12 protein-coding genes are annotated in these 13,440 nt (G+C 68.2%); 2 read left to right on the top strand and 10 right to left on the bottom strand.

Annotated elements, in window-relative coordinates:
- Positions 1 to 148: 148 nt before the first annotated feature.
- From CA951_RS39640 to CA951_RS39625, 4 genes are all read right to left on the bottom strand, one after another.
- A complete protein-coding gene (locus CA951_RS39640; protein ID WP_087562066.1) occupies positions 149 to 1,936 on the bottom strand; it encodes an acetyl/propionyl/methylcrotonyl-CoA carboxylase subunit alpha in 1,788 nt (595 codons plus the stop codon).
- Between the two features lie 132 nt (positions 1,937 to 2,068).
- Entirely contained in the window at positions 2,069 to 3,445 is a 1,377-nt protein-coding gene (locus CA951_RS39635) for a condensation domain-containing protein (RefSeq protein WP_087562065.1), read from the bottom strand.
- Positions 3,446 to 3,466: 21 nt separating this feature from the next.
- A complete protein-coding gene (locus CA951_RS39630) occupies positions 3,467 to 3,883 on the bottom strand; it encodes a SufE family protein (protein WP_087562064.1) in 417 nt (138 codons plus the stop codon).
- Complete coding sequence (locus CA951_RS39625) at positions 3,880 to 4,779, bottom strand: sulfurtransferase (protein WP_072951493.1); 900 nt, start codon at positions 4,777 to 4,779, stop codon at positions 3,880 to 3,882. Before CA951_RS39625 ends, CA951_RS39630 begins: the two co-directional genes overlap by 4 nt.
- A gap of 147 nt (positions 4,780 to 4,926) precedes the next feature.
- On the opposite strand from CA951_RS39625, the gene CA951_RS39620 reads away from it, so the two are divergent.
- The gene (locus CA951_RS39620) at positions 4,927 to 5,337 is read left to right on the top strand and encodes a group III truncated hemoglobin (protein ID WP_087562063.1); all 411 of its coding nucleotides are present in this window, start codon (positions 4,927 to 4,929) and stop codon (positions 5,335 to 5,337) included.
- On the opposite strand, the gene CA951_RS39615 is transcribed toward CA951_RS39620, so the two are convergent.
- On the bottom strand, positions 5,304 to 6,746 hold the full coding sequence (locus CA951_RS39615) for a condensation domain-containing protein (protein WP_087562062.1): 1,443 nt from the start codon (positions 6,744 to 6,746) through the stop codon (positions 5,304 to 5,306). The genes CA951_RS39620 and CA951_RS39615 overlap by 34 nt on opposite strands.
- Positions 6,746 to 8,263, bottom strand: coding sequence for a condensation domain-containing protein (locus CA951_RS39610; protein ID WP_087562061.1), 1,518 nt, complete (start codon positions 8,261 to 8,263; stop codon positions 6,746 to 6,748). The genes CA951_RS39615 and CA951_RS39610 overlap by 1 nt, the downstream gene beginning before the upstream one ends.
- A 249-nt stretch (positions 8,264 to 8,512) precedes the next feature.
- On the opposite strand from CA951_RS39610, the gene CA951_RS39605 reads away from it, so the two are divergent.
- Positions 8,513 to 10,231 (top strand): MFS transporter, encoded by a 1,719-nt coding sequence (locus CA951_RS39605; RefSeq protein WP_087562060.1) that lies wholly within the window; start codon positions 8,513 to 8,515, stop codon positions 10,229 to 10,231.
- Here CA951_RS39605 and CA951_RS39600 read toward each other — a convergent pair.
- From CA951_RS39600 to CA951_RS39585, 4 genes are all read right to left on the bottom strand, one after another.
- A complete protein-coding gene (locus CA951_RS39600; RefSeq protein ID WP_087562059.1) occupies positions 10,214 to 10,858 on the bottom strand; it encodes a nucleoside triphosphate pyrophosphatase in 645 nt (214 codons plus the stop codon). The two genes, CA951_RS39605 and CA951_RS39600, sit on opposite strands and share 18 nt — an antisense overlap.
- 10 nt (positions 10,859 to 10,868) lie before the next feature.
- Positions 10,869 to 11,225 carry an acyl-CoA carboxylase epsilon subunit gene (locus CA951_RS39595; protein WP_087562058.1) on the bottom strand — a complete coding sequence of 119 codons (357 nt, stop codon included), beginning with the start codon at positions 11,223 to 11,225 and terminating at the stop codon, positions 10,869 to 10,871.
- A gap of 23 nt (positions 11,226 to 11,248) precedes the next feature.
- Positions 11,249 to 12,871, bottom strand: coding sequence for an acyl-CoA carboxylase subunit beta (locus CA951_RS39590; RefSeq protein WP_087562057.1), 1,623 nt, complete (start codon positions 12,869 to 12,871; stop codon positions 11,249 to 11,251).
- 168 nt (positions 12,872 to 13,039) lie between these two features.
- The gene (locus tag CA951_RS39585) at positions 13,040 to 13,429 is read right to left on the bottom strand and encodes a DUF5313 family protein (protein ID WP_087562056.1); all 390 of its coding nucleotides are present in this window, start codon (positions 13,427 to 13,429) and stop codon (positions 13,040 to 13,042) included.
- Positions 13,430 to 13,440 lie beyond the last annotated feature (11 nt).

The raw sequence follows: 13,440 nt of genomic DNA, 5'->3' as shown, positions 1-13,440 counted from the left end.
GGAACACCCTCCCGGCCACCACCTGACCGGCAGCCCGGGGCGGGCGGGCCGCACCTTCCGCCGACCCACCCAACACGCCGACCACAGCCACACCACCGTCACTCAATTCCGCAACAGCCCCCGGGCGGTTAACAAGTACTCACGGGAGCTACTTGAGCTCGGCGAGGACGGTGCCCTGGGTGATGGCGGAGCCGGGTTCGACGGCGAGGCCGGTGACGGTGCCGGCCTTGTGGGCGTTGACNGGGTTTTCCATCTTCATGGCCTCGAGGACGGCGATGAGGTCGCCCTCNNCGACTTGCTGGCCTTCTTCGACGGCGACCTTGACGACGGTGCCCTGCATGGGGGCGGTGACGGCGTCACCGGAGGCGGCGCCGCCGTGGGCGCCGCCGCGGGTGCGGGCCTTGGGCTTCTTNCGGGTGGCGCCGGCGGGGGCGCCGCCGGTGCCGAGGGTGAACTGGCCGGGCAGCGACACCTCGACGCGGCGGCCGCCGACCTCGACGACGACGTTCTGCCGGGGCAGNNTNTCTTCGTCGTCGAGCGGGGCGCCGCCGGTGAACGGTTCGACCTGGTTGTCCCATTCGGTTTCGATCCACTTGGTGTAGACGTCGAAGCCGGTGCCGTCGCCGATGAAGGCGGGGTCGGAGACGATGGCCCGGTGGAACGGGATGACCGTGGCCAGGCCTTCGACCTGGAATTCGGCGAGGGCGCGGCGGGCCCGGGCGAGGGCCTCGTCGCGGGTGGCGCCGGTGACGATCAGCTTGGCGAGCATGGAGTCGAACTGGCCGCCGATGACNGATCCGGTTTCGACGCCGGAGTCCATCCGCACGCCGGGGCCGGTGGGGGGCACGAACTTGGTGACCGGTCCGGGGGCGGGCAGGAAGCCGCGGCCGGCGTCCTCCCCGTTGATGCGGAANTCGAAGGCGTGCCCGCGNGGGGTGGGGTCCTCGGTGAGGTCGAGGTGCTCGCCGTTGGCGATCTTGAACTGCTGCAGCACCAGGTCGATGCCGGCGGTTTCCTCGGTGACGGGGTGTTCGACCTGCAGGCGGGTGTTGACCTCGAGGAAGGACACGGTGTCGCCCTGGACGAGGTATTCGACGGTGCCGGCGCCGTAGTAGCCGGCCTCGCGGCAGATGGCCTTCGCGGAGGTGTGGATGCGACCACGTTGGTCGTCGGTGAGGAACGGGGCGGGGGCCTCCTCGACGAGTTTCTGGAAGCGGCGTTGCAGGGAGCAGTCGCGGGTGCCGGCGACGATGACGTTGCCGTGCTGGTCGGCGATGACCTGCGCTTCGACGTGCCGGGCCTTGTCCAGATACTGTTCGACGAAGCATTCGCCGCGGCCGAACGCGGCGACGGCCTCGCGGGTGGCGGAGTCGAACAGTTCGGGGATTTCCTCGATGGTGTGNGCGACCTTCATGCCGCGNCCACCGCCGCCGAACGCGGCCTTGATGGCGACGGGGACGCCGTATTCCTTGGCGAAGGCGACGACCTCGTCGGCGTTTTTGACGGGGTCCTTGGTGCCGGCGGCCATCGGGGCCTTCGCCTTTTCGGCGATGTGGCGGGCGGTGACCTTGTCGCCGAGGTCGCGGATCGATTGCGGGGAGGGGCCGATCCAGATCAGGCCGGCGTCGATCACGGCCTGCGCGAAGTCGGCGTTTTCGGAGAGGAAGCCGTAGCCGGGGTGGATGGCGTCGGCCCCGGATTTGGCGGCGGCGTCCAAAATTTTGTCGAACACCAGGTAGGACTCGGCGGAGGTCTGTCCGCCGAGGGCGAAGGCTTCGTCGGCCAGGCGCACGAACGGGGCGTCGGCGTCGGGTTCGGCGTAGACGGCGACGCTGGCCAGGCCGGCGTCGGCGGCGGCCCGGATCACCCGAACTGCGATCTCACCGCGGTTCGCGACGAGCACCTTCGTGATGTGCGCGCTGGCATGACTGGGCACTGAGCCTCCTGTGGTTCGCGTGGTCTGTCTCCGCGGTGGTCCCCGGGGGTGTTCACCGGCGGTGGGTTACGGCATCTCTTCGGAGTCTAGGCACCGAACCGATCGGTGTTGCCACCGGACCGAATATTGCCGTCAGGCCTGTCCGACGCTGTGCAACCCTACCGAAGGGTAGCTGGTTGAAACCTGTTCCAGTTGCCTGCGGAGGCTCGCGACCCACGTGTGGACGCTCGCGGCGGCGATGTCGTTGCCCGGATATCGGACCGCCAGATTGACGCCGCGGGGGGTGCGATTGATCCACGCGTACACGTCGTGGGTGTACTGCCGGCTCCGCAGCGCCCGGGCGTTACGTTCGTGCCAGCGGCCCGCTTCGGGCACGAACCGGACGTCCATGTAGGAGACGACGAAGCGCGGCCGGATGGGGATGTCGAGTTCCTTCTCGATCTGGTCGAACGGGACCACCGAGATCGGTTTCGTCCGGGCCACGCTGTCGGCGGCCTCGCGGGCGACGGAGGCGAAGTCGTCCGACGTCACCTCGAAGTCGATCGGGCTCAGACCCACGAACCAGCCCAGCGCGGACGCCCACTGCGGGGAGTGCCGGGTGTGAACCGGAGTGACCGTCCGGAAGCGGCCATCGCCCGCCACTTCCGCACCGGCCAGGCCGAGGCACGCGAGCAGGCCGGGGAAGAACCCCACATCCGCCTCCCGGCACGCCGAGTTGAACGCCGCGGCCTGATCGGCGTCGAGTATCCAGGCGGACAGGTTCTGCTGCGCGTACGTCGTGCGCGGGCCGACTTCCAGGGGGAACTCGGGGAGTCCCGGCCCCTCGAGTGCGGACCGCCACACGTCGAGCGCCTCACGTTTGACGTCGGCGGCGGTGGAGATCTCGCGCTCCTCGCGGCCGAAGTCGATGTAGCTGCCGACGGGGAACAGGTTGGCCGTGCGGCCGGACAGCGCTTCTTCGTACAGCGCGGTCAACTCGTGAGCGACGAGCACGATGGAGAACCCGTCGATGATCGAGTGATCCGCCGCGAAGAACACCGTGAACCGGTCGCGCTGCACGGTCTCGAGCGTCGCGAAGACGTACGACGGCCAACTGTGCGGCGAGGCGTACTCGTCGAACAGTTGCTGCAGGTGCGCGAAGTTGTCGCCACCGGCGGCGTCGTAACCGTGGCTGACGACCCCCACGTGCAGCCCGCCCTGCGGCACGGTCCTCCGGCGCACCCGCTCGGTCTCCGTGTCGAACGTCGTGTGCGAGCGAAGCACCTCGTGGCGATCGGTCCACTTCTCCAGCGCGGTCCGGAACGCGGTGACGTTCAGCGTTCCGCGGATCTCGAATGCGGTGCCCAGCCAGGATTCGCGACCGTCGGCGTCGGCGCACCGGCGTAGATGCGCCTCGTGGATGTACGAAGCAGGACGGGGATCGTCCTCCCACTCCGAGCGGGCGCACGGCAGCCATTCGGTGAGCGCACCCACCGGAACGGGGTAGTCGGCAAGTTCGGTGAATTCCATCGGTATGTGTTCAGACCCTGCCTAGCTGCGAAGATGCCGCTTGATTCGCGCGAGCATCGCCGACATGCCGCGCAGCCGCAGCGGACTGACGGCGTCGGCGAGCCCGAGCGCGGAGTAGAAATCGTCCGGAATGCCGAGGATGGTGACAGCACTGTGCCCATCGAGGCCCTGGTGCAGGATCGATGCGAAACCCCGCGTCGTCGGTGCCTCCGCGGGCGCGCTGAAGTGCAGTCGCACATGCTCCGGATCGGAGTCGTCGACCGACAGGAACAGCGGCGACTGGCACTCGGGCACCGGTTCCATCGCGTCCTGCTCGAGTTCGGCAGGCAGGGGTGCCAGTTCGCGGCTGAACTCGAGCAGCAGCTGCAGCTTGTCCGAGCCGTCGACGGCGGCGAAGTCGTCGACGATCTCGGCGAGCGAATCGGGTAGTGCGGTCATGACGTTGCGCCGGGAACGTCTCCCGGCTCTTCACCCCTGACGATCGGAACGCGAACCATGTTGCCCCATTCCGTCCACGAACCGTCGTAGTTGCGGACGTTGGGATAACCGAGCAGGTGGGTGAGGACGAACCAGGTGTGGCTGGAACGCTCACCGATCCGGCAGTACGCCACGATGTCGTCGTCGGCGGACACGCCGCCGTAGATCTCGTTCAGTTCACCGCGCGAACGGAACCGGCTGTCGGGTGCGGCGGCCTTGGCCCACGGAATGCTCTGCGCGCTCGGGATGTGGCCGCCGCGGAGGGCGCCCTCTTCCGGGTAGTCGGGCATGTGGGTGCGTTCGCCGGTGTACTCCTGCGGCGACCGGACGTCGATCAGCGGCCCCTTGCCGAGGTGATCGAGGACGTCGTCCTTGAACGCGCGGATCGGGGCGTCGTTGCGCTCGACCACCGGGTAGTCGGTGGGGGAGGTCTCGGGGACGTCGAACGCGGTGTCCCGGTTCTCGGCGATCCACGCGTCGCGGCCGCCGTCGAGGAGACGGACGTCCTCGTGTCCGAACAGCGTGAACACCCAGAGGGCGTACGCCGCCCACCAGTTGCTCTTGTCGCCGTAGATCACGACGGTGTCGTCGCGGCTGATGCCCTTGCGGCTCATCAGCTCGGCGAACTGCTCACCGTTGATGTAGTCACGCGTCACCGGGTCGTTGAGGTCGAGGTGCCAGTCGACCTTGACGGCGCCGGGAATGTGACCGACGTCGTAGAGGAGCACGTCCTCGTCCGACTCCACGACCTTGAGGCCGGGTGTGCCCAGATTCGCGGACAGCCATTCCGTCGACACGAGCCGACCGGGATTGGCGTACTCGGCGAAGGACTGGGTGGGATCTGGCGCTACGGGCACGGGTGGGCTCCTGGGGCAGATGCGACGGGGACGGATCAATTCTAGGCGGACGCCGGAAGTTCTTCCGACCGGCGTTCACACTTACCTTCCGAGCACGGTGAGGACGGTGAGGGCGGGCGCGTAGATTCGCACCCGAACGGAGGCCCCATGCCCGACATCACGACGCGCGCCGACCTGGAACTGCTGCTCCGGCACTTCTACGGCCGGGCCTTCGCCGACCCGGTCCTCGAACCGGCATTCGAGACGCTCGCCGTGATCGGCCTGGACGACCACCTGCCCGTCATGTGCGACTTCTGGGAGACGATCCTGCTGCGCACCGGCGTCTACCGCGGCAGCGTCGGTGCCGTGCACCGGGGGCTGCACGGCAGGCACGGATTCACCGGCCGGCACTTCGACCGCTGGGTCGAGCTGTGGACGTCCAGCGTCGACGAGTTGTTCCTCGGCGACGTCGCACAGCAGGCCAAGGCCGAAGCGGCCAGGATCGCCTTCGGGATGCGGCGGCAACTGTTCGAGCCCTCCCGCGGTCAGACGACCGGAGTGCCCTCCAGGTTCAGCTGACTGGTGAGCTCCGCGATGGGAGTGACACCGTTCTCGCAGATGTCGCGCATGATCTCCCGCAGCCGTACCACGAACTCCGTGACCGCATGCCGCGCCGTCGGCGTCTCCGGGAACCGTGACCGCAGCGCGAGACCCCGCTGGGTGCGTGAGATCCAGAACTGGGCGTCGTCCGCGACCGTCACGTTGCTGATGTGGTGGGCGTTCAATTCGTCGTGATCGTCGGTGCCCGGCAGCTTGCGGTAGTCGATGTACGAGACCATGAACACATCGGTGCGGGTCCGGCGATATCCGTCACCGAGCGCCTCCCGCACCTGAGCCATCGACACACCCTTGAGCGTGAGCGCCGTGCGGAACGAGGCGTGGGTGTGCGCAAGCGAGGACTGGAAGTCGCAGTCGGGGGTCAGTTCGACCGTCAGCGGCGCGCTCGTCGTGAGCCACCCGATCGCGTTGGCCCACTGCGGGTCCTGGCGGATGTGCAGCGGAAACTGCAACGGCATCCGGTCGGTGCCGTTGATCGAGTGCACGGCCAGACCCATCGCGGTGAGCGTCCCCGTGAACAGGCTTCCCCCGGAGTCCAGGCAGATCTCCTCGAACCGGTCGGTGCCCGCGGCGCCGAGGAGAGGACGCACGTCGGCACCCTGCGGGGCGGGCCTGCCTGCCTCGACACCCAGATCGAGCGGAAAACTGGGCGCGGTGCCGCCGCAGCGCTGGTAGAAGCGGGCCCATTCACGCACCCGGGGGTCGCCGATCTCGGTGACCGGCGCCTCCGCCTCGAGTTCGCAGTACCGCAGGAAGCTCCCCGGATCACCGAGTTCCTCCGTCAGCGCCGCCTCGGTGAGCACACCTGAGCGGCCGAGCCCGATGATTCGCTGATAGATCTGCCGGAGTTCGCCCAGCGCGATGACGAGCGAATACCCGTCGACGAGTGTGTGATCGAACGCACTGACCACGGTGTAGTGCGAGTCGCGCTCGATGGTCGCGAACAGGTAGGCGGGGAACGTCAGCGGATCGCACGCCTCGGTGAACCGGTACCGCAGATGGTCGCGGAGTTCGTGCGGTGACGTCGTCACCGAGGACTCGGACGCGACGACGGTGATGTCGTCGGGGTCGAGATCCACCCGGGCCATCGCGTCCGGGCTCACATCGAAGCCGGTCTGCAGCGTGTCGTGACGCCGGATGAAATGCACCAGCGCCTGCGCGAGCGCGTTCCGGTCGAGCCGGCCGGGGAGGTCGAAAGCCGCTGCCATCCAGACGCTTCGGCCGACCCCGTGCGTGCGCGCCGTGTCGAGATGGAACTGCTGGTTGTACGACGGCGGCACCGCCGAGGCCGACACCTCGCCCGGCGCGACGGACCATTCCGTCACCAGGCCGGGTTCGAGCATGTACCGGTCGATCGACGTGACGTGCACTACTCCACCCCTGTGGCAGTCGCGGATTCCGCGGCCGCCGGCGTGAACGGCGTCACCGTGTAATCGCCTTCGCGGGCCACGGTTTTCATGATCGCCGACAACCGTTCGGCATACGCGGTCACCGACCGGTGCGCCTCCTCCGTGTCCGGATGCGAGATGGCCATCCACGTGCCCTCGAAAACGCGGTTGATCCAGATCGACGCGATCTGGGTGGCTTTGCCGCCGACGATGCCGGTCGCGCGGGTCGACACGAAACTCTCGGTCTGCGGCAACCGTCGCCCATCGATGTACGACACGATCGGCGGCGGCGCGAGCGTGGTGTGCTGCGACGTCGCCGCGGGGCCGGCCTCGGCGAGAACGGTGTCGATCACCTGCTGCACGGACACCTCACCGAGAGCCTTGCCCGAACGGTAGGCGTCCTGCGCGCGCCCGGCGAGCCCGGTGAACGTCGTGGCCTCCTCGAGGGCGAATCCGACCGGAATGAGATTGATGAACCACCCCTGGGACCAGTAGAACTGCGGGTCGTTGCGGGTGGTGACGGGGGAGAGCGCCATGTAGCGGTCGCGTCCGACCAGTTCGTGTTCGGTGATGGCGAGGGCCGCGAACACCCCGCCGATGAAGTTGGAACCGTGTGCCTTGCACACGGCGCCGAACCGCTCGCACTCGTCGGCGTCGGCGAGGTCGAATCGGCTGCCGATGGCCGGCTTGGGCGCGTCGGACGCCCCGAGGTCGAGCGGAAAGCTCGGAAAGCTGCCCCCGTTGCGGGTGAGGTGACCGATCCAGCCGTGCACCTCGGGGGACGCGAGTGTCAGCGTCGCCGCCTTCTCCCGTTCCTGCCTGCTGTATTCCACGTAGCTCCCCGGATCGGGAAGTTCGGGCGCGGTGCCGTCGAGTTCGGCCTGGTAGATGATCCGCGTCTCGGCGAACGTGAGAATCATCGACTGCATGTCGGTGTGCGCGTGATCGACGGCGTGGAACAGGGTGAAGCTGTCCTCGGTCCCTGCGGTCTCGGCGTCGTAGTGCTCCACAACACCGAAGACGAACGCGGGCCAGGCCAGCGCGCTCGTGTCGTTCGCGAAGCGCGCGGCGATGTGGTCACGGACCTGTTCGGGGGTGGTGAGCGTCTCGCCCTCGTGTGCCGTGAGCGCGATGGCGCCGGCGGGCACGACGTGCCGCCGGACCGCGTTGCCGGTGTCCGTGGGGTCCGCGTCCGCGTCCGCGAACGAGAACCAGCTGTGCAGCGTGTCGTGCCGCAGGACGTAGCGCTCGAGGGTCCGGGTCATCGCCGCGCGGTCGAGCCTGCCCGGGAAGTCGAACGCGATGCCGATCCACGGCGACTGGGTTTCGCCGTTGTTCGCCGCCAGCCGGGCCCGCCGCAGGTGCCGCTCCTGCATCGTCGTCGGCAGTGCCGGATCCACCGGAGCTTCGGCGGCCGCACGTGCACTCGCGTCCGTGACTTTCCACTCGACGACCCGCCCAGGTTCCGGCTTCCAGTGGGTGATCAAGTTCAAGTCCATCGAGCGGCTCCTGGTGTCGAATCGAGGTTGCGAGATCGGTCGGGTGTGGCACGGCCTTCTCGCAAGAGGATGCGGCACCGAGTGCCTTACCGCGAGAGGTAAAGAAGTATGAGACTGATTACAGGCCGGTTCCAGTTTAGTCAAGTGTCGGGCAAAGGGGTTCTACGCTGCAAGTTCTTCGCGTAATATCCAGCAACTTCGGAACAACCTCACAGCAACCCGTGAGGTTCGAACCGCTAGCCTGTCCGGATGCCTGTGACGCAGCGTGACGCACTCTATCGGGGCGAACTCGGTCGGTGGGTCCCTTGGCTGGGTTTGGCCACCAGTCTCGCCGCCGTGTTCATGCAACTCCTGGACGCGACCATCGTCAACGTCGCGCTGCCGAGCATCGCGGTCGACCTCGGCGCCTCGGTGTCGGCGCAGTTGCTGATGGTGAGCGTCTACACCCTGTCCTTCGCGTGTTCGCTGATCACAGCGGCGCGACTGGGTGATCTCCTCGGCCGGCGGCGCGTCTTCCTCACCGCATTGGCCGCCTTCGTTGTCGCCTCACTGCTCTGCGGGCTCGCCCAGACGCCGACCGCTCTCGTCGTGTCGCGGGCGCTGCAGGGCCTGGCGGCGGGGTCGATGTCGGCTCAGACGTTCGCCATCATCTCGGGCCTCTTCCCGAAACGGGCCCACCCGCGGGTGTTCGGGATCTACGGCGCGACCATCGGGCTCGCCACGATCTGTGGCCCGCTCGTCGGCGGACTTCTCATCCAGTGGGACCTCTTCGGCTGGGGCTGGCGGCTCATCTTCTTCGTCAACCTCCCGCTCGGTCTCGCGGCCCTGGTCCTCGGCTACTTCTACCTCGTCGACGCGAAGCCGGACGGTGTTCGCCAACTCGACGTGGGCGGCGCCGTGCTGTCGGCAGTCGGGCTGTTCCTTCTGATCTTTCCGCTCGCGGAAGGACGCGAACGTGGTTGGCCGACGTCGATCGTGGTGATGCTGCTGTGCTCGGTTCCGGTGTTGATCGCCTTCGTGGTCTACGAGTGGCGGCTCGGGCGCCGCGGCGGCGACCCGGTCCTGCGCCTGGAGTTGTTCACCGACCGCGCGTTCTCGCTGGGCGCGGCCATCGCGTTCGTGTTCTTCGGCACGCTCACGTCACTGATCTTCACCATCTCCCTCACCCTGCAGTTCGGGTTCGGGTTCTCACCGCTGCGGGCCGGGATGATGACGCTGCCGTGGGCACTCGGCACCGGTCTCGCGGCGCTGGCCTCCGCCGCCGTCTACCGGCGCATCGGCAACCTCGTCCTGCCGTCGGGGATGGCGCTCTTCGCGGGCTCCCTCGTCGTGCTGGCGGCGCAACTGCAGCACGAGGGCACCGATCCGAGGTGGTCGGCGCTGGCCGGGCCCCTGTTCATCGGGGGAGCCGGGCTCGGATTGTTCGTGGCGCCGCTCCAGACGGCGATCCTCGCGACCGTGCGACCGGAGAACGCGGGTTCGGTCTCCGGGCTGCTGCCGACGGTTCAGCAGGTGGGCAGTTCGATCGGGCTCGCGGTGATCGGGGTGGTGTTCTTCAACCTCGTCGCGACGCAGTCGGCGGACGCGGTGCAGGCCGAGCGGCCGGCGCTGACCGCTCAGCTCGCCGAGGTCGGGGTGCCGCCGGGGCTGATCCCGCGCGCGGAGGAGACGTTCGTGCGGTGCGCGTCGGAACAGCTCGGGTCCACGTCCCCGATGAAGGTGCCCGACGAGTGCCGTTCACCGGTATCGGGAGGAACCCCGCTCGGCGAGGCCCAGCAGCAGATCGCCGACTCCGCGGTGGTCGCGGCCAGGGATTCGACCCGCAGTGCGGCGGGCGAGGCGTTCCTGCAGGCGGAACGCCGCATCCTCTGGATCATCGCGGCGGTCGCCGCGGCCATCGGGGTGGCGTCGCTGACCCTGCCGCGCCGGAACCAGCCTGTCGACGACGGGTCAGTCGCCGCGGCCTGACGTCGCCCACAACTCGGCGACGCCGACGCCGACGTCCGCGAGCAACCTCCGGACGAGGGGCAGACCGATCCCGATCACGCTGGACGGGTCGCCCTCGATGCGGTCCACGAACCACCCGCCGAGGCTGTCGAGGGTGAACGCACCCGCGACCTGGAGAGGTTCCCCGGTCGCCAGGTAGGCCTCCAGATCGGCGTCCGGTGGGCTCGCGAAATGGACCACGGTGGCGCTGTGGTCGTGTGCGTCACCCACCACCGCGCCCTCGGTGATCCGCAGAACGCTGTGCCCGGTGAGCAGGGTCGCGCTACGGCCGGCCATCGACGACCAGCGCTCGCGCGCGACGTCGACGGTCCCGGGTTTGCCCTGCAGGGCGCCGTCGATCAGCAGCATGGAGTCGCATCCCACGATCACGGCATCCGAAATCCCGTCCCGTGCGAGAACGGGGAGGACATCCTTCGCCTTGGCGCGGGCCAATTCGGTGACGACGTGCTCGGGAGCGGCGGCGGCACCGAGTGCCGCGATGAGGGCGTCCTCGTCGACCCCGGAGACTCGCACCACCGGTTCCACCCCGGCGCTCCGCAGCACAGCCAGCCGCGCCGGGGACGCCGAGGCGAGAACGAAGGACGTCACGAGGCCCGGATCAACGCCGGTACGCCGACACGTTCGGGAACGCGTACGGCGAGAACGGGGCGATGCTCCGGTGCATCCGGGTGGGGGCGCCCCAGGACTCGGGCGGGACACCCGAATCCGGATCACCACTGCCTGCGGCGGCGACCGCGGACAGCACCGCGACGAGTGCCGCGATCTCCCCGTCGGACGGGGACCCCTTGACCACCTTCAGGAACGTCTCGCGGGCCGGACCGGCCGCACCGTCCACGTCGGCAGGCAGGTCGGTGGCCGCGCCGTTCGGGAGCGTCGTGGCTGCGGACCCGTTGACCGGCGACGCCGCATCCGACTTGGTCTCGGTGCGCATGTCGTCCTCGGGGAGATCCGTCACTCTGTCCAATGATTCGCCGACACTCATAGCGGGATGTTCCCATGCTTCTTGGGCGGGAGGGTGACCATCTTGCGTTCGAGCAGGCGCAGGGCGGCCACGATCTGTCCGCGGGTGTGGGACGGGGGGATGACGGCGTCGACGTAGCCGCGTTCGGCGGCGACGTACGGGTTGACGAGGGTGTCCTCGTATTCCTGCTGCAGTTGCAAACGCAGNGCGTCGACGTCGTCNCCGTTCTTGGCGGCCTCGAGCAGNCGTTTGCGGTAGACGAACCCGACGGCGCCGGAGGCGCCCATNACGGCGATCTGGGCGGTGGGCCAGGCCAGGTTGACGTCGGCGCCCATGTGCTTGGAGCCCATCACGTCGTAGGCGCCGCCGTAGGCCTTGCGGGTGATGACGGTGATCTTGCCGACGGTGGCCTCNCCGTAGGCGTAGAGCAGTTTCGCGCCGCGGCGGATGATGCCGTTGTATTCCTGGTCGGTGCCGGGCAGGAACCCCGGGACGTCGACGAGGGTGATGATCGGGACGTTGAACGCGTCGCAGGTGCGCACGAAGCGGGCGGCTTTTTCGGAGGCGTCGATGTCGAGGCAGCCGGCGAAGACGGTGGGCTGGTTCGCGACGATCCCNACGGAGCGGCCGTCGACGCGGCCGAAGCCGACGACGATGTTGCCGGCGCGTTCGGCCTGGACCTCGAGGAATTCGTCGTCGTCGAGGATGCGGCGGATGACCTCGTGCATGTCGTAGGGCTGGTTCGCCGAGTCCGGGATCAGGGTGTCGAGTTCGAGGTCCTCGGCGGTGAGGGAGTCCTCGAGTGATCCGGTGATCGGGTCGGTGGGCAGCATCCGGGGGGCGGCGGCCTGATTGTTGGAGGGCAGGTAGGAGAGCAGGTCCTTGACGTAGTCGAGGGCGTCCTGTTCGCCGGAGGCGACGTAGTGGGCGACGCCGGACTTGACCATGTGGGTGTGCGCGCCNCCCANNTCTTCCATGGTGACGTCTTCGCCGGTGACGGTCTTGATGACGTCGGGGCCGGTGACGAACATCTGGGAGGTCTGGTCGACCATGACGACGAAGTCGGTNAGGGCGGGGGAGTAGACGTGGCCGCCGGCGGCGGGGCCCATGATCAGCGAGATCTGGGGGATGACGCCGGAGGCCTGGACGTTGCGGTGGAAGATTTCGCCGTAGAGGCCGAGGGAGACGACGCCTTCCTGGATGCGGGCGCCGGCGCCTTCGTTGATGCCGATCAGGGGGCGCCCGGTTTTGAGGGCGAGGTCCATGACCTTGACGATTTTTTCGCCGTAGATTTCGCCGAGGGAGCCGCCGAAGACGGTGGCGTCCTGGGAGAANACGCACACGTCGCGGCCGTCGACGGTGCCGTAGCCGGTGACGACGCCNTCGCCGACGGGGCGGTTGTCGGCGAGGCCGAAGTTCACGCTGCGGTGNCGGGCGAGGGCGTCGAGTTCGACGAAGGAGCCCTCGTCCAGCAGGGCGGTGATGCGTTCGCGGGCGGTGAGTTTGCCCTTGGCGTGCACCTTCAGGGCCGCGGCTTCACCGCTCGGGTGCTGCGCCTCGGCCTGACGATTACGCAGGTCGGCGAGCTTTCCCGCCGTCGTGTGAATATCGGGCGTGACCGCCGAATCTGTGACTGTCATCTATGACTGCTCTTCCCGTCGAGGCTGTCGGAACCTGCGCTGCACCCTGTGGGGTACGCGGTTCGTGGGAGTACCCACTCGGACGTTCGCCACTTTAACGCATTACTTATCGATCGTTCACGTGCGCTGCATCACTCCGCAGAGGCGGTGTGATGCGTCACCCTGCGCTTACGGGTCCTCGGTGCGGCCGTGGCGGCGTTCGTAGTCCTCGCGCGTGCGGTCGGCGCGGCGCTGCGCTTTCTCGCCGACCAGGTCCGGATCGAGGCCGTGGCTGAGCAGACGGTGGCGACGGTAGATGTTCATCAGAGCGACCGCAAAGTAGAGCAACGGGAGCAGCAGCAGGGCCATCATCGCCAGCGGAATCCAGATCGGACCGGGGATGAGGAGAAACAAGGCCAGCACCGCGGCAACGGGAAGCATGAAACGGAGCACGTACCGCACCGAGGCGCCCGGCCCGACGAGGTCGTTACGGACCCAGTCCTGCATCGAATCCGGCAGCGTCCGCCCGAACAGATACCCGACGTACTGACTGGGACTGGGACGCTGCGAATCGGACATGCGTCTCAGGA

This window comes from Rhodococcus sp. NCIMB 12038, from assembly GCF_002165735.1.
Lineage (GTDB): Bacteria > Actinomycetota > Actinomycetes > Mycobacteriales > Mycobacteriaceae > Rhodococcus_F.
Note: the sequence above shows the minus strand (reverse complement) of the source record. Positions and strands in the feature narration are given on the sequence as shown.